A 14,609-nucleotide genomic window follows, 5' to 3' on the forward strand; every position below is an offset into this window, starting at 1 on the left:
TCGGTGAGTCGCCACCGGACGGTCATCCGGCGCGCTTGACCTTCGTGAACATCGGGACGGCCGCCAGGAAGACCCAGGTCACCAGCACGAACGGCCACGTGAGCGTGTGCCCGCCGACCGGTGCGAACAGGTTGGTGACACCGGCGGTCAGCCCCGCCGCGGCGACCACGCCGATCAGGGCGTAGACGGCGCTCACCCGGCTCACCGCCACGAAGGTGCCCCCCAGCGCGAGCCCGGTCAGCACGGAGTTGTAGCCGTACAGGCCGGCCCCCAGGTCGGCGGCCTGCGCGCCCAGCGCCCAGCCGACCAGCAGCCCGGCCGCGCTGGACAGGAGGGCCACCAGTCCGGTCACCCATCCGGCCACGAACAGCCCGGCCAGAAAGATCAAGCCGACGTACCAGGGGTGCTGGAAGAAGACCTGCCCGACGCCGCTGAGCGTCCCCTGCCAGAAGTCGGTCCAGGTCACCGCCGTCCCGGGGGAGGCGGCCGAGGGCGGGGCCGCGCCCGCGTGCTCCGCCCACACCCGGCTGAAGGACGGCCCGCCGACCACCATCACGCTCGTGATCACGCAGAAGGGCGCCGTGAGGGTGGGCAGGGCGTACGGCGTCAGCAGCACGTTCAGCGCCGAGGTGAGCACGCTCCCGGCGATCGCGCCGCCGATGACCAGGACCACGGTCATCCAGCGGACGTCCAGGTAGAGCACCAGGCTGACGCCGATCAGCGTGCCGCAGAAGCCCTCCAGGCCCGGTGAGACCCGCTCCTGCCACGAGACGCCGAGCAGGTACGCGGTGGCCGTGGCGACCACCGTTCCCAGCAGGCCGAAGGCGCCGAACTCCCAGCCGCCGACGAACAGCGCGACGATGAACAGCAGGCCGGTCCAGGGATTGGACTGGAGGTCGACCTGCGCGACGCCCCGCACCACCGCCACCAGGCGGTCGAGCCCGTGCCGCTCCTCGGGAACACGTGCCTGCCCGGGTGGACCCTGCGGCTCGGCCCCCGATGTCATGGACGTCGTCCCTTCCCGCCGTCGATGAGCCGCCCCGCCCTTCCGCGGCGGCAGGACCGGCCGCGGTGCGGCCGATGAACTGATCTCCGGCGGGCCCTGCCCAAAAAGCCAATAGGGCCCAAAGCTTTAGTGAACGATCAAAAGCGCGCGCCGGGCGGGAACGGCGTCATCCCCGGCGCGGGCGCGGCGGCCGTCGCGGAGGTGCCGGCACCGGGCGCGTGATCAGCCGCCCTGGCCGAGGAAGCCCGCCAGGCCCTCCAGCAGGCGCTCGACGTCCTCGGCGTCGTTGTAAGGGGCCAGGCCGACGCGGAGACCTCCGGTGTCGCCCAGGCCGAGCCGCCGCGAGGCCTCGATCGCGTAGAAGGACCCGGACGGCGCGGCGACGCCGCGTCCGGCGAGATGGCGGTGGGCGTCGGCGGTGTCGCGGCCGTCGAAGGTCATCAGCACCGTCGGGGTACGGTCCGCGGCCCGCGAGTACACGGTGACGCCGTCGAGGGCGGCCAGCCCCTCCTCGATCCGGTGCCGCAGCACGTGCTCGTGCGCCTCCAGCGCGGCGAAGGAGGCGGCCAGGCGCTCGCGGCGGGTGCCCGCGCCGTCCGCCCCCATGTCCGCGAGGAAGTCGACCGCCGCCCTGGCACCGGCCAGGAACTCGTACGGCAGGGTGCCCAGCTCGAAGCGTTCGGGGACCGCGTCGGTCGAGGGCAGGAGCTTGTCGGGCCACAGTTCCTCCAGCAGCGCCGGCCGGCTCGCCAGGACGCCCATGTGCGGGCCGAGGAACTTGTAGGGGGAGCAGGTGAAGAAGTCGGCGCCCAGCTGTTCGACGTCGACGTGCGAGTGCGCGGTGTAGTGCACGCCGTCCACGTAGAACAGGGCGCCCGCGTCGTGCACGAGCTGGGAGATCTCCGCCACGGCGGGCCGGGTGCCGATGAGGTTGGACGCGGCGGTCATGGCCACCAGCCGGGTGCGTTCGGACAGCACCGCGGCGATGTCGCCGGGGGACAGCTCGCCCGTCGCCGGGTCGAAGTCGGCCCACCGCACCGTGGCGCCGGCGTTCGCCGCGGCCTGCACCCACGGGCGGATGTTGGAGTCGTGGTCCAGCCGCGTCACGACGATCTCGTCGCCCGGCGCCCACGTCCTGGCCAGGGTGCGGGAGAAGTCGTAGGTCAGCTGGGTGGCGCTGCGTCCGAAGACGATCCCGGACCGGTCGGCGCCCAGGAGATCCGCCAGGGCCTCCCGCGCCTCGCCGACGATCGTCTCGGCGTTGCGCTCCCCGAGGGTGACGTGCCCCCGGTTGGCCAGCGGGGCCGCCAGCGCGCCGGCGATGGCCTCGATGACCGGCTGGGGGGTCTGCGTTCCGCCGGGGCCGTCGAAGTGCGCCGCGCCAGCCTTCAGCGCCGGGAACAGGGCCCGGACGGCGGTGATGTCAAAACCCACGAACACTCCTCGCGACCGGGACGCGCGCCGGGACGGCCCCTTGATCACCGTATCCTCCGCTCCACGATAGGCCACCGGCCGCCGGGACCCGTGCGGAGGCCGGACGGGCGCGCCCTTCGCGATACGGAGCGGGAGGTCGCGGCCCTCCTGTGCCCGTTCAGCCGGGGGAGAGGGCGCCCGGCGAGGTGTGAAGCCACACCGCCGCGTCCGGGGGGAGCGTCCCGCCGGTGAGCGGGGCGCTGGCCAGGATCGGCTCACCGCCGCCGGGAAGCGGCACCGGCCGCCCGGTGAGGTTGAGCGCGCAGGTGAACGACTCTCCACGGTCGAACGCGAGGAGCCCGTCCGGGGTGTCCCGCCAGCGCAGCGGGTCCTCGGGGCCGGCGGCCGTGCGGCGCAGGCGGAGGGCCCGGCGGTACAGGGTCAGCGTCGAGTCCGGGTCCCGGTCCTGCCGCCCGGCCGCCAGCGCGCTCCAGCCGGCGGGCTGGGGAAGCCACGGCTCGCGGTCGCTGAAACCGAGGGCGGGCGGCGTCCCGTCCCACGGCAGCGGGACCCGGCAGCCGTCGCGGCCCCGGCGGCGGCCGCGGGACCGTTCCCAGATCGGGTCCCGGCGGGCATGGCCGGGGACGTCGGCCTCCGGCAGCCCGAGCTCATCGCCCTGGTAGACGTAGACGGAACCGGGCAGAGCGAGCGTCAGCAGGGCGGCGGCCCGGGCGCGGCGGGTGCCGAGCCGGACGTCGACCGGCCCGTCGTACTCGCCCTGCATCAGGTCGGTCCATTCCCCGTCCAGGCCGTACCTGGTGACCGGGCGGACCAGGTCGTGGGAGGACATCACCCACGTCGCCGCCGCCCCGACCTCGGCGAGGCCCGCCAGGTGCCCGTCGATCGCCCGGCGCAGCGCGGCCGGATCCCACGGGCACTTGAGGAAGTCGAAGTTGAAGGCGGTGTGCAACCGGCCGGGCCGCAGGTACCGGGCCAGCCCGTTCTCCCGGACGCGCCACGCCTCGGCGACGAACATCCGCGGCCCGCGCGGGGTGCCGGCGTAGGAGTCGGCGATCGCGCGCCAGCGCTCGAAGATCGCGCCGTTCTCGTCCCGGTCCCAGTGCGGGTGGCCGGTGACGCCGTGCCCGGCGGCCTCGGCCGCGCCCGCCCGCGGCCCGGCCGCGGCCGGGCCCAGGTCCCGCAGGTCCGGGTCCTTGGCCAGCCCGTGCGCGACGTCCACGCGCAGCCCGTCCACCCCGCGGTCGAACCAGAACCGGATGATCGCGTCGAACGCGGCGGCCACGCCGGGGTCGTTCCAGTTCAGATCGGGCTGCTCGGGCGCGAACAGGTGCAGGTACCACTCCGGGTCGCCGTCCTCGCCGGTCTCCGGAAGGCGGGTCCACGCGGGGCCGCCGAAGACCGACGTCCAGTCGTTCGGCGGCAGCTCGCCGTGCCGCCCCCGGCCGGGCCGGAACCAGTACCGGCCGCGTTCGGGGGACCCGGGGCCGGCCGCCACCGCGGCCCGGAACCACGGATGCCGGTGCGAGGTGTGGTTGGGCACGAGGTCGGCGATGACCCGGAGGCCGTGGGCGTGCGCCTCGCCGATCAGCGCCCCGGCCTCGGCCAGGTCGCCGAACAGGGGGTCGATGTCGCGGTGGTCGGCGATGTCGTACCCGCCGTCGGCCATCGGGGACGGGTACCACGGGGTGATCCAGATCGCGTCGACCCCGAGGCCGGCGAGGTAGGGGAGCCGGGAGCGGATCCCGGCGATGTCGCCGACGCCGTCGCCGTTCCCGTCCGCGAAGCTGCGGATGTAGATCTCGTAGATCGCGGCGGATCGCCACCACGCGCCGTTCCGCGCGCCGTCACTGCCGGGCATGGCCGTCCAGGGTGCTCGAAGGTCGGGAGGGGGTCGGGAGGGGAAAAGGGAGGTCAGGGCTGCGGCTCGCGGGCGAGCACCGACCGGCCGCCGTCGACCGGAAGGGTGGCCCCGCTGATGAAGCCGGCCTGGGGGGACAGCAGGTAGGTGATCGCCTCGGCGGCCTCCTCGGGGCGCCCGACGCGTTCGAGGGCGTGCAGGGACGCCGTCGCGCGGTGCCACGCCGCGCCCCTGTCCGGCCCGAGCCGGGCGACGTCGTCCTGGTAGCGCTCGACGGCGATGGTGCCCAGCGCGACGGCGTTCGCGCGGATGCCGTGCGGGCCGTAGTCGACGGCGAGGGCCCGGGTGAGACCTTCGATGGCGGCCTTGGCGGTGGCGTAGGGCAGGCAGCCCGCGACGGGCCGCCGCGCCTGGTGGGAGGAGACGTTGACGATCGCGCCGCCGGTCCCCGCGGCGAGGAACGCGCGCACGGCGGCGGCGCAGCCCGCGACGACGCCGCCGAGGTTCAGGCCGATCAGGTCGAGGACCGCGGCGGCGCCCGACTCGTGCAGGGACGCGTCGTGGAACACCGCGGCGTTGTTGACCCAGCCCGCCAGCGGTGCCCGTGCCCGCGCCTCCTCCACGGCCGCGGCCGTCACCTCCTCGGCGGAGGCGTCCCCGGCCACGGTGGCGAGCCGGTCGCGGCTGGGGTGGCCGGCGGCCCAGCCGGCGGCCCGCGCGTCGAGTTCGATGACGACGACATGGCCTCCCTGGGCCAGCAGGCGTTCCACGACGGCCCGGCCCACTCCCCGTCCGCCGCCGGTGACCACGTACGAGGTCCCGTCCATGCGTGCTCCTTCCGGTGTCCGGCCGGCGAGGCCGGCCGATGATCCGTGACTGGTGATCGCGTACCTCTCTCTTACCGGAGCTCTCTTACCGGAGCGGGTCGACGGCGGCGGCGAGCGAGGCGGCGGTCGGGTGACCGCCGCGGCTCCGGCAGACGGCGGCGGCCACGCGCATGGCCCGGTCCAGGTGGGGCCGCCAGCCGACCGCGGCCAGTTCCGCCGCGGTGGGCCGCCGCTCCGGGGGACCGGCCAGCGTACTCGCGACCAGGGCCGCCAGTGCCGCGTCGCCCGCCCCGATGGTGTCGACGACCGGTGCGGTCATGGCGGCGGCGGGCGCGGTGTGCCTCCGGCCGGAGGCGGTGACGATCTCGGCCCCGGCCGCGCCCCTGGTCAGGAAGACGACCTGGGGGCCCAGGCCCAGGATCCGCGCGACGGCGGCCTCGGGCGGGCACCCGTAGAGGAGGTCCAGGTCCTCCACGCTGACCTTCACGATGTCGGTGTGCCCGAACAGCGCCTCAAGGCGGCGCCTGAACGATCCGGGGTCGGCGACGAGCCCGGGACGCGGGTTGGGGTCGAGCACGCGGAGGGCGGGCAGGCCCCGGAGCGCGGAGCCCAGCCGTTCCGCCTCGCCGGGGACCTCGAAGGGATAGGAGTTGACGATGACGGCGTCGGCCTCACGCAGCGCACCCCTCACCGCCGGGGTGAAGTGCACCCTGCCGCGGGCGGCGGGGGTGAACGCGTAGCCGGGCTCTCCGTTCTCCAGCGACGCCGTCGCCCGCCCGGTTGCGGCACGGGGAGGCTGGGGCAGCACGGTGACCGCGTGCGCGCGCAAGGACTCCGCCAGGGCACGGCCGTCGGGATCGTCGGCCAGCGCCGCGACCAGCCCCGCCGGGACGCCGAGGACGGCGAGGCCGACCGCCAGGTTGAAGCCGGCACCGCCCGGGCGCCGTTCGACGGAGGCGCCGGCGCGGACCTCATCGATGAGCGCGTTGCCGATCACGACGGCGTGCGGGCGCCGGCCGCCGCGCTCCTCCCCGGCCGTCACAGGTTGGCGTGGCGACGGCGGAGCCGGCCGCGGGCGTCGGGGACGCCCGCGGCGAGCGCGTTGACCAGGCCGTCCAGGGCGATCAGCGCCGCCTGCTCGAAGAGGTTGCCGCCGAGCTGCGCCGACGCGCCCGCCGGGATGCGCAGGGTCAGGTCGGCGATCCCGGCCAGCGCGCCGCCACCGGGACGGGTCACCGCGATGACCGTCGCTCCCTCGGCGCGGGCCGACTCGGCGTGGCGGACGCTCGCCGGGGTCGTTCCCGACCCGGAGATGACGATGAGGACGTCCCCCCGGCGGACCGCGGGCGCCGTCGCCTCGCCCGCGACATGGCAGGTGCGGCCGATGTGCATCAGCCGCATGGCGACCATCCCCGCGACGAGGCCGGACCGGCCCTGGCCGCTGAGGAAGCAGCGCCGCGCCGGATCCTCCAGTTCCTCCAGGAGCCGGGCGAACTCCGCCGCGTCGATGCTCCCGCTCACTTCGGCGAGTTCCGCGACGGCGGCCTGCCACGGGTGTGGCCGTTCAGCGTGGACACGATCCATTCGGCGGTCCTCCTCGGATTCTCGGCCCGGGTGATGGCGCCTCCGACGACGACGATCTCCGGTGCGGCCTCGGCCACGGCCGCGAGGTTGGCCGGGCCGATCCCGCCGGCCAGCGAGACGCGGTAGCCCAGCGCGCGCATGGACGCCACGGCGTCGATGTGCCGGGTGTCGTCCTCGCCGTCGAGGCGCCGGTCGGTGGGGGAGTGCAGGGCCAGGTAGTCGCAGTGGCCGGGGAACCGGCCCGGCCGCCGGGGCAGGCGGCGGTCGGCGATCGTGTCGACCACGACGTGCGCCCCGTACTCCCGGGCCACCCGCCCGGCGGCGGCGTGGGTCGCCGGGGACGCGCAGGACAGGACGGTCATCAGCGAAGCGCCGGCGCCGAAGACCATCTCCGCCTCCTTCGCGCCGCCGTCCACGGTCTTGGTGTCGGCCAGGACCGGCCGTCCCCCGCTCCGCTCGCGGAGCGTGGTGATGCTCGCGAGCCCGAACCGCTTGAGCACCGGGGTGCCGACCTCGACGATGTCGACGAGATCGATCACCTCCGGCACCACCCCGAGGTGCGCGGGATCGTCGATCGCCAGCTGAAGGAGCATCGCCGCGTCCCCTCCGTCGCGAGAGTCGTGAGCCTGTTGCGAGAACGTTCTCGCACACTTCTACGCCGACCCCGCGCCCGCTGTCAAGGCACGCCCCGGGGCACGCCCTGGGATCCGGGGCACGCCCTAGGATCGGGTGGGTGAGCGAAGGCGGGCGGGGCGGCGTGACGATCGTCGACGTCGCGCGCGCGGCGCAGGTCTCGACGGCCACCGCGTCCCGGGCGCTCGGCGGGTACGGCCGCATCAGCGCGGCGACCCGGGAGCGGATCCTGGCCGTGGCCGACGATCTCGGCTACCGGCCCAACGACCTGGCGCGCGCCGTGCGGGTGGGCCGGTCCTCCACCATCGGCCTGGTGGTCACCGATCTCGCGAACCCGTTCTTCGCGCAGGCCACCCGGGCGGTCGTCGACACGGCGTCCGCCCTCGGGCACGAGGTGCTGATCGCCAACACCGGCGAGGACGCCGCGGCCGAGCGGCGCGCCGTCCGCGTGTTCGTCGAGAAGCGCGTCTGCGGGCTCGTCGTGGTGCCCGCGGCCGGCGCCGACCACGACCATCTGTTCCGTCCGGACGGGCGGCCGCACCTGCCGCTCGTCCTGCTGGACCGGCGGCTGCCCGGACGGTCCGCGGCGACCGTGATCAGCGACGACCTCGGCGCGGCCCGCGAGGCGGTGGGCCTGCTCGCGGGCAGGGGCCACACCGCGATCGGCATGATCGACGGGAACTCCACCGTGCCGGGGGTCGCCCGCGACGCGCCCGCCGGCCTGGTGTCGGCCGCCGCGGACAGGGTGGAGGGTTTCCTGGCGGGCCTGCGCGACGCGGGCCTGGAGGCCCGGCGGGACTGGATGCTCTACGCCACGGCCGCCGAGCCCGGCGCGGCGGAGGAGGCCGCGCTGACCCTGCTGGGGAGTCCGGACCGGCCGACGGCGGTGGTCGCCAACAACAGCGACGTCGCGCTGGCCGTCGTCATGGCCTGCAACCGGCTCGGGCTGGCGATCGGCCGGGACGTCTCGCTGATCGGCTTCGACGACGCGAGCTGGACGCGGGCCTTCACCCCCGCGATCAGCGTCGTCGCGCGGCCGGTCGCCGGGCTCGGGGAGGCGGCCGTCCGCGAGCTCGCCGCCCAGATCGGCGGGCGCCCGGCGGCGTCCGAGCCGATCGTGCTGCCGAACCGGCTGGTCGACCGCCCCTCCGCCGCGCCTAGGCGCTGAGGCGCTGAGGCCGGCCGGCCCCGCGCGCCCACCACCTTGACCCGCCTCAAGTACGGGTGGTACGTATGCGAGAACGTTCTCGCAAATCTGGAGGGAGGGCCGCCCGTGGCCCAGCAGGACGACGCGGTCACGCTGAACAACGGCGTGCGGATGCCGCGCCTGGGGCTCGGCGTCGCCCGGGTCCCCGACGCCGAGGCCGCCGCCGCGGTCGCCGCCGCCCTCGAGATGGGCTACCGGAGCGTCGACACGGCCAAGGACTACGGCAACGAACGGGGCGTCGGGGCCGCCGTCAGGGAGTCGGGCATCCCCCGGGAGCAGGTCTTCGTGACCACCAAGGTCTGGAACGCCGACCATGGGTACGCCCCGGCGCTGCGGGCGTTCGACGCCGGCCTGGAACGGCTCGGCCTCGACTACGTCGACCTGTACCTGATCCACTGGCCCGTTCCCTCGCGCGGCCTCTTCCAGGAAACCTGGCGGGCCCTGGAACGGCTCCACGCCGACGGCCGCGTCCGCGCCATCGGGGTCTCGAACTTCGAGCCCCGCCATCTCGCCCTCCTGATGAAGGAGGGCTCGGTGGTCCCGGCCGTCAACCAGATCGAGATGCACCCGCGCCTCCAGCAGCAACGACTCCGGGACGTCCACCGGCGGTACGGGATCGTGACCGAGGCGTGGAGCCCCCTGGCGAAGGGCGGCGCGCTGGAGCACCCGACCCTGGTCTCGCTGGCCGAGCGCCACGGCACGACCCCCGCGGCGATCATCCTGCGCTGGCACCTGGACCTGGGCAACGTCGTCATTCCCAAGACGGTCACGCCCGCGCGGATGCGCGAGAACCTGGGCGCGGCGTCACTGGCCCCCCTGCCGCCCGCAGACATCGACGCGATCGGCGCCCTCGACGCCGGTGAACGCATCGGGCCGCATCCCGACACCTTCGGCGATCCGGCCGGCACCGAGCCGCCGGGGTGACGCCCCCGGAGGGCCCGCCTGCCCGGGCGCCAGGGGGAACGGGGTAAACGTCAGGGGGCGAACTCGGCGCGGACCCCCAGCAGCCGCACCGGCCGCCGTTCGGTGAACCGGCCGAGGGCGCCGAGGGCGGCACGTTCGATCGGGGCCGCCTCGGTCGTCGGCGCCGGCAGCGCCTGGCCGTGGGTGCGGGTGGTGAAGGGTGTGTAGCGCACCTTGACGACGACCCGGGCGGCGGGCCGCCCGTCGGCGGCGACCTCGCCGGCGACGCGCCGCGCCAGGCGGGACACCTCGCGGCGCACCTGGCCCCAGTCGCTCAGATCGTCCTGGTAGGTGGTCTCCCGGCCGCGGGAGCGCGGGACGTACGGTGCGGCGTCCACCGGCGAGTGGTCCTGGCCCCTGGCGAGCCGCACGAGCCAGGGCCCGGTCGCGGGGCCGACGCGCTCGGCCAGGGCCCGCGGGTCGGCCGCCGCCAGCTCGGCGACGGTGGCGATGTCCAGTCCCCTGAGCCGCTTGGCGGTCTTGGCCCCGATGCCCCAGAGCGCGTCGGTCGGCCGGTCGCCGAGCACCTCGAACCAGGTCGCGTGGGTCAGCCGGAAGACCCTGGCGGGCTTGCCGAAGCCGGTCGCCAGCTTGGCCTGGACCTTGTTCTCCCCGATGCCCACCGTGCATTCGAGTCCCGTCGCGGCCCGTACCCGTTCGCGGATCTTCCGGGCCGCCGCCTCCGGGTCGTCGGCCTCGACGGCAAGGAACGCCTCGTCCCAGCCGAGCACCTCCACGACGGCGCCGTACTCCCGCAGCGCCGCCATGACCCGGGCCGAGGCCGCCTCGTAGACCTCCCTGTCGACGGGCAGGAACACCGCGTCCGGGCAGCGCCGCGCCGCCGTGCGGAGGGGCAGGCCGGAGTGCACACCGTGGGCGCGGGCCTCGTAGGAGGCCGTGCTGACCACCCCGCGCTTCGTCGGATCGCCGTCACCCCCGACGACGACCGGGCGCCCGCGCAGCTCGGGGTGACGCAGCACCTCGACGGCGGCGAGGAACTGGTCCAGGTCGACATGCAGGACCCAGCGAGCCACCCCTCATTCTCGCCCGGCGGGCCCGTGCACGGCGAACGTGGGGCCGGAGAGGCCGGGCCCGCCGAGCGGGCCGCCCGTCCCGGAGGGCCCCGGTGCGGGTTGGCGACACGATGTTGGTATCTTGTCGACACGATGTCGCTAAAAAGACAGGGTGCCGATGTTCCTCGCACTACGTGAGCTGCGCTTCGCCTGGTTGCGCTTCGGGTTGATGGGGGCCGTCGTCGGCCTGGTGTCGATCCTCATGGTCCTGCTGTCCGGGCTGTCGGTCGGGCTGGTCAAGGACGGCGTGTCCGGGCTCCAGAACCTCCCCGTCACCTCCTTCGCGTTCGAGCGGGACGTCCAGCACGACGCGGCCTTCTCGCGGAGCGTGGTGGACGTGTCCGCCGTCGAGGCATGGCAGCGGCGGCCGGACGTGGCGGAGGCGGCGCCGTACGGCAACACGCTCGTCAACGCCAGGAGCGACCGGAACGTGGAGATCGACCTGGCGTTGTTCGGGGTGGCCCCCGGCTCGTTCCTGTCCCCGAAGGTGGGGGAGGGGGCGCGCCTGGGCGGTGACGCGAACGGTGTCGTCGTGAGCCGCACCGCACTCGACGAGGGGCTGCGCGTCGGCGACACCCTCACCGTCGACCGCGTCGGGACGAGGCTGCGGGTGATCGGGGCGACCGAAGGGCAGGACACCTTCGGGCACGTCGACGTCGCCTACGTGCCGCTGCCGGTCTGGCAGCGGATCAAGGCCGGCGCCGGCCCGGCGGACGCGGTGCCCGAGCGCGCCACCCGGGAGATCACCGCGGTGGCCGTCCGCGCCCGGCCCGGGGAGACGGTCGATCTCGCGGCGGGAGACGCCGCCGCCGGAACCGAGAGCCTGCCCCTCGAGGAGTCCTACGGCGCCTCGCCCGGCTACACGGCCGAGACGAGCACCCTCCAGCTCATCCAGGGCTTCCTGTACGCCATCTCGGCGCTGGTGGCCGGTGCCTTCTTCGCCGTGTGGGCGATCCAGCGCAAACACGAGGTCGCCGTGCTCCGCGCCATGGGCGCCTCGGGCGCGTGGGTGCTACGCGACGCGCTGGTCCAGGCGTTCCTCCTGCTCCTGGTCGCCGTGGGGATCGGAGCGGGGGCCGGGGTCGGCCTGGGCGCCCTCATCACAGGCGGCGGCGTCCCCTTCGCCCTCCACGCGCCGAGCGTCACGGCCGCGGCCGCCGGGCTCGTCGCCCTCGGGCTCCTCGGAGCGGGCGCCGCCGTCGCCAGGATCGCCTCCATCGACCCCGCCACCGCACTCGGAGGAAACCGATGACCGTCCGGCCCGAACCGGCTCCGCCGGCACCGTCCGCCCACGACACCGGCGCGCCCGTCCGGGCGGGGCTCGTCCTGGCGGGCGTCCACCTGTCGCACGGCGACGGCGCCGAGACCGTGCGCGCCCTCGACGACGTCCACCTCACCGTCATGCCCGGCGAACTCGTCGCGGTCGTCGGCCCCTCCGGGGCGGGCAAGTCGACGCTGCTCGCGGTCGCGGGAGGGCTGGCCCGGCCGGACGGGGGGACCGTCACGGTCGCCGGCCACGACATGACGGCGGCCGGCCGCCGCGCCCGCGCGGCGCTGCGCCGCCGGCACATCGGCTTCGTCTTCCAGTCCGGCAACCTGATCCCCGCGCTCACCGCCGCCGACCAGCTCCGGCTCCCGCTCCGGTTCCGCCCCCGGCGGGCGCGTCCGGGCCGCGATCCGCTGGAGCTGCTGGCCGGCGTGGGAATGGCGGACAGGAGCGACCGGTACCCGCACCAGCTGTCCGGCGGGGAGCGCCAGCGGGTCGGCATCGCCCGGGCCCTGGTCACCGAACCCGACGTGCTGCTGGTGGACGAGCCCACCGCGGCGCTGGACCGGGCGCGCAGCCACGACATCGTCAGGCTGCTCGCCCGCGAGGCGGCACAGCGTTCCGTGGCGGCCGTGATGGTGACCCACGACCATGACGTACTGGAACACTGTGACACGGTGTACGAGATGGTCGACGGCCGCCTCGCCGCGGTCCCCTAGCGGAGCCCCGGGGCCGGGACGGCGGGCACGTCCGGCCACCCGAGTCCGATGAGAGGGGGCGGCGTGCCGAGGATCCAGGCGCCGACCGTCGTGGAGCACCGGGCCGCCCAGCGGGCCGCGCTGCTGGACGCGGCGCGGGCCCTGCTGGCCGAGGGCGCCGAGCGGCCCCCGAGCCTGGCGGACGTGGCCCGGCGGGCCGGGCTCGCGCGCTCCAGCGTGTACTCCTACTTCAAGTCCCGTGACGACCTGCTGGACGCGCTCATCGTCGACACCTTCCCCCGGTGGTCCGCCTTCGTCCGGTCACGGATGGACAGGGCGGCCACCCCCGGGGAGCGGATCCTGGCCTACGTCGACGCCAACCTGCGTCTGGTCGCCCGCGGAGACCACGCGCTGGCCCGGGCGCTGGCCTCCACCAGCCGCAGCGACACGCTGGCGCGGTCCAGCCGGCTGCTGCACGACGAGCTGGCGGCCCCGCTCCGCGCGGCCCTGCGGGAGCACGGCTCGTCCGACCCGGAGCGGATGGCCGAGCTCGTCCAGTCGACCGTCTACACCCTGACCCGCATGATCGAGGACGGCCTGGCCGAGCGGGAGGCCCGCCGGCTCGGCCACGAGCTCCTCACGCCGTACCTGCGCCCCACGGGCGCCGGCGGGAGCTGACGGCGGGGCCGGGAACGAGATCTTCGCCGGCCGCTTGAACCGGCACCCGCTCCCCAGGTAAATTCCTACCAGTCGGTATGAAAAGCGCGGCCGCGGTGCGGCCGCGCTCAGGCGTTTCCGCGTAAAATTACATTGCGACCAGTCGGAATGGAGAGTCCATCCATCATGCGGACGTACCAGCGGACCGTCCTCCGTGAGCCGCGCGAGCTGCTCGACCTGGTCGGCAGGGAGCTCGGCGCCAGCGAGGTGCGGACGGTGACCCAGGACCAGATCGACCGGTTCGCCGACGTCACCGGGGACCACCAGTGGATCCACGTCGACGTCGAACGGGCCGCGGCCGGGCCGTTCGGCGGTACCATCGTCCACGGTTTCCTGACCCTCGCGCTCGTCCCCCGGCTCCTCGCGGACATCCTCACGATCGAGAGCACCTCCATGGGCGTCAACTACGGCCTCGACCGCGTGCGGTTCGTCCGGCCGCTGCGACCGGGCACCGAGATCCAGGGCGTCGCCACGCTCACCTCGGCCGAGCGCATCCCCGCCGGCGACGGGACCGAGGGGGTCCAGGCCAAGGCGTCCGTGGTCGTGGAGTTCGCGGACGACGCCACCACGTGCTGCGTGGCGGAGATCCTTTTTCGCTACTATCCGTGACCGAAACCCCAAGGAGCGTGATGGCAGAGGAAGCCGCATCCACGGCGGCGGAGAAGGCCGGGGCCGCGGAGAAGGCCGGGGCCGCGGCGGCGGAGGCGCCGGCCTCCCGGACCGCCGAGGCCGGCTGGCGCTGGTCCGACGGCTACGACCCGCAGCGCACCCGCCGGGAGATCGTCGACAGCGCGCTCCAGCTGTTCGAGCGCGAGGGCTTCGACCGCACCACGCTCAAGCAGATCGTCGCGGGCGCCAACCTCACCAAGGGCGCCTTCTACCACCACTTCCGGAGCAAGGAGGATCTGCTCTGGCAGATCCAGAACGAGTACCTCGACACCCAGCTGGAGTCGGCGCGCAAGATCCTGGAAGAGGACTCCGACCCCGTCGAGCAGCTGCGCTCCCTCATCGGCCTGAGCCTGGCCGGCGTCTCCACCTACCGGGCGCACGTCGCGATCTTCTACCAGGAGCGGCGGCACCTCACCGGTGACCGGCTCCGGTCGGTCACCGAGAAGCGGGACGCGCTCGAGGCCCTCTTCCGCGAGGTCGTCCAGCGCGGCATCGACGCCGGCGCGTTCCGCCGGGAGATGAGCGACCGCGTCATCACCTTCGGCATCATCGGCATGTGCGCCTCGGCCTTCCAGTGGTTCAACCCCGGCGGCAGCCTCGGGATCGAGGAGGTCGCGGACCAGTTCTGCGAGCTGGTCCTCGTGGGGCTCCTCACCGAGTGAGAAGGGTGGCG

General features: G+C 74.8%; 15 protein-coding genes. 7 read left to right on the forward strand and 8 right to left on the reverse strand.

Annotation, left to right across the window (positions count from 1 at the left end; all coding sequences use genetic code 11):
* Positions 1-22 precede the first annotated feature (22 nt).
* From IW256_RS13890 to IW256_RS13920, 7 genes are all read right to left on the reverse strand, one after another.
* A complete protein-coding gene (locus IW256_RS13890; protein ID WP_197011363.1) occupies positions 23-1,006 on the reverse strand; it encodes an urea transporter in 984 nt (327 codons plus the stop codon).
* Between the two features lie 222 nt (positions 1,007-1,228).
* Positions 1,229-2,440 (reverse strand): cysteine desulfurase-like protein, encoded by a 1,212-nt coding sequence (locus IW256_RS13895; RefSeq protein WP_197011364.1) that lies wholly within the window; start codon positions 2,438-2,440, stop codon positions 1,229-1,231.
* Positions 2,441-2,597: 157 nt separating this feature from the next.
* Complete coding sequence (locus tag IW256_RS13900) at positions 2,598-4,298, reverse strand: alpha-amylase family glycosyl hydrolase (protein ID WP_197011365.1); 1,701 nt, start codon at positions 4,296-4,298, stop codon at positions 2,598-2,600.
* A gap of 53 nt (positions 4,299-4,351) precedes the next feature.
* A complete protein-coding gene (locus IW256_RS13905) occupies positions 4,352-5,125 on the reverse strand; it encodes an SDR family NAD(P)-dependent oxidoreductase (protein ID WP_231403771.1) in 774 nt (257 codons plus the stop codon).
* 85 nt (positions 5,126-5,210) lie between these two features.
* Positions 5,211-6,167 carry a PfkB family carbohydrate kinase gene (locus IW256_RS13910; RefSeq protein ID WP_197011366.1) on the reverse strand — a complete coding sequence of 319 codons (957 nt, stop codon included), beginning with the start codon at positions 6,165-6,167 and terminating at the stop codon, positions 5,211-5,213.
* Positions 6,164-6,646, reverse strand: coding sequence for an SIS domain-containing protein (locus tag IW256_RS13915; RefSeq protein WP_197011367.1), 483 nt, complete (start codon positions 6,644-6,646; stop codon positions 6,164-6,166). The genes IW256_RS13910 and IW256_RS13915 overlap by 4 nt, the downstream gene beginning before the upstream one ends.
* Positions 6,643-7,302 carry an orotidine 5'-phosphate decarboxylase / HUMPS family protein gene (locus tag IW256_RS13920; protein WP_197011368.1) on the reverse strand — a complete coding sequence of 220 codons (660 nt, stop codon included), beginning with the start codon at positions 7,300-7,302 and terminating at the stop codon, positions 6,643-6,645. The genes IW256_RS13915 and IW256_RS13920 overlap by 4 nt, the downstream gene beginning before the upstream one ends.
* Positions 7,303-7,442: 140 nt before the next feature.
* Between IW256_RS13920 and IW256_RS13925 the strand changes: the two genes are divergently transcribed.
* Positions 7,443-8,510, forward strand: a complete 1,068-nt coding sequence (locus tag IW256_RS13925) for a LacI family DNA-binding transcriptional regulator (RefSeq protein ID WP_197011369.1) — start codon at positions 7,443-7,445, stop codon at positions 8,508-8,510.
* A gap of 150 nt (positions 8,511-8,660) precedes the next feature.
* Positions 8,661-9,473 (forward strand): aldo/keto reductase, encoded by an 813-nt coding sequence (locus tag IW256_RS13930; protein WP_197016304.1) that lies wholly within the window; start codon positions 8,661-8,663, stop codon positions 9,471-9,473.
* A 50-nt stretch (positions 9,474-9,523) separates the two neighbouring features.
* Here the strand turns inward: IW256_RS13930 and IW256_RS13935 are convergent, their stop codons facing one another.
* A complete protein-coding gene (locus IW256_RS13935; protein ID WP_197011370.1) occupies positions 9,524-10,546 on the reverse strand; it encodes a DNA polymerase IV in 1,023 nt (340 codons plus the stop codon).
* 157 nt (positions 10,547-10,703) lie between these two features.
* Here IW256_RS13935 and IW256_RS13940 point away from each other — a divergent pair, with 157 nt between their 5' ends.
* The 5 genes from IW256_RS13940 (at position 10,704) to IW256_RS13960 (ending at position 14,598) form a co-directional block, all read left to right on the forward strand.
* The gene (locus IW256_RS13940) at positions 10,704-11,837 is read left to right on the forward strand and encodes an ABC transporter permease (RefSeq protein WP_197016305.1); all 1,134 of its coding nucleotides are present in this window, start codon (positions 10,704-10,706) and stop codon (positions 11,835-11,837) included.
* The gene (locus tag IW256_RS13945) at positions 11,834-12,571 is read left to right on the forward strand and encodes an ABC transporter ATP-binding protein (RefSeq protein WP_197011371.1); all 738 of its coding nucleotides are present in this window, start codon (positions 11,834-11,836) and stop codon (positions 12,569-12,571) included. The genes IW256_RS13940 and IW256_RS13945 overlap by 4 nt, the downstream gene beginning before the upstream one ends.
* Positions 12,572-12,634: 63 nt before the next feature.
* On the forward strand, positions 12,635-13,228 hold the full coding sequence (locus tag IW256_RS13950; RefSeq protein ID WP_197011372.1) for a TetR/AcrR family transcriptional regulator: 594 nt from the start codon (positions 12,635-12,637) through the stop codon (positions 13,226-13,228).
* Between the two features lie 147 nt (positions 13,229-13,375).
* Entirely contained in the window at positions 13,376-13,876 is a 501-nt protein-coding gene (locus IW256_RS13955) for a MaoC family dehydratase (protein ID WP_231403773.1), read from the forward strand.
* Positions 13,877-13,896: 20 nt separating this feature from the next.
* A complete protein-coding gene (locus IW256_RS13960; protein ID WP_197011374.1) occupies positions 13,897-14,598 on the forward strand; it encodes a TetR/AcrR family transcriptional regulator in 702 nt (233 codons plus the stop codon).
* Positions 14,599-14,609: the final 11 nt, after the last annotated feature.

Source organism: Actinomadura viridis (genome assembly GCF_015751755.1).
Lineage (GTDB): Bacteria > Actinomycetota > Actinomycetes > Streptosporangiales > Streptosporangiaceae > Spirillospora > Spirillospora viridis.

What these genes read in the sequence shown, in the direction of transcription:
- IW256_RS13940 (WP_197016305.1), top strand. Translation starts at nt 10,704, where the DNA reads ATGTTCCTCGCACTACGTGAGCTGCGCTTCGCCTGGTTGCGCTTCGGG.
- IW256_RS13960 (WP_197011374.1), top strand. Translation starts at nt 13,897, where the DNA reads ATGGCAGAGGAAGCCGCATCCACGGCGGCGGAGAAGGCCGGGGCCGCG.
- IW256_RS13905 (WP_231403771.1), bottom strand. Translation starts at nt 5,125, where the DNA reads ATGGACGGGACCTCGTACGTGGTCACCGGCGGCGGACGGGGAGTGGGC.
- IW256_RS13920 (WP_197011368.1), bottom strand. Translation starts at nt 7,302, where the DNA reads ATGCTCCTTCAGCTGGCGATCGACGATCCCGCGCACCTCGGGGTGGTG.
- IW256_RS13955 (WP_231403773.1), top strand. Translation starts at nt 13,376, where the DNA reads ATGGAGAGTCCATCCATCATGCGGACGTACCAGCGGACCGTCCTCCGT.
- IW256_RS13900 (WP_197011365.1), bottom strand. Translation starts at nt 4,298, where the DNA reads ATGCCCGGCAGTGACGGCGCGCGGAACGGCGCGTGGTGGCGATCCGCC.
- IW256_RS13945 (WP_197011371.1), top strand. Translation starts at nt 11,834, where the DNA reads ATGACCGTCCGGCCCGAACCGGCTCCGCCGGCACCGTCCGCCCACGAC.
- IW256_RS13890 (WP_197011363.1), bottom strand. Translation starts at nt 1,006, where the DNA reads ATGACATCGGGGGCCGAGCCGCAGGGTCCACCCGGGCAGGCACGTGTT.
- IW256_RS13930 (WP_197016304.1), top strand. Translation starts at nt 8,661, where the DNA reads ATGCCGCGCCTGGGGCTCGGCGTCGCCCGGGTCCCCGACGCCGAGGCC.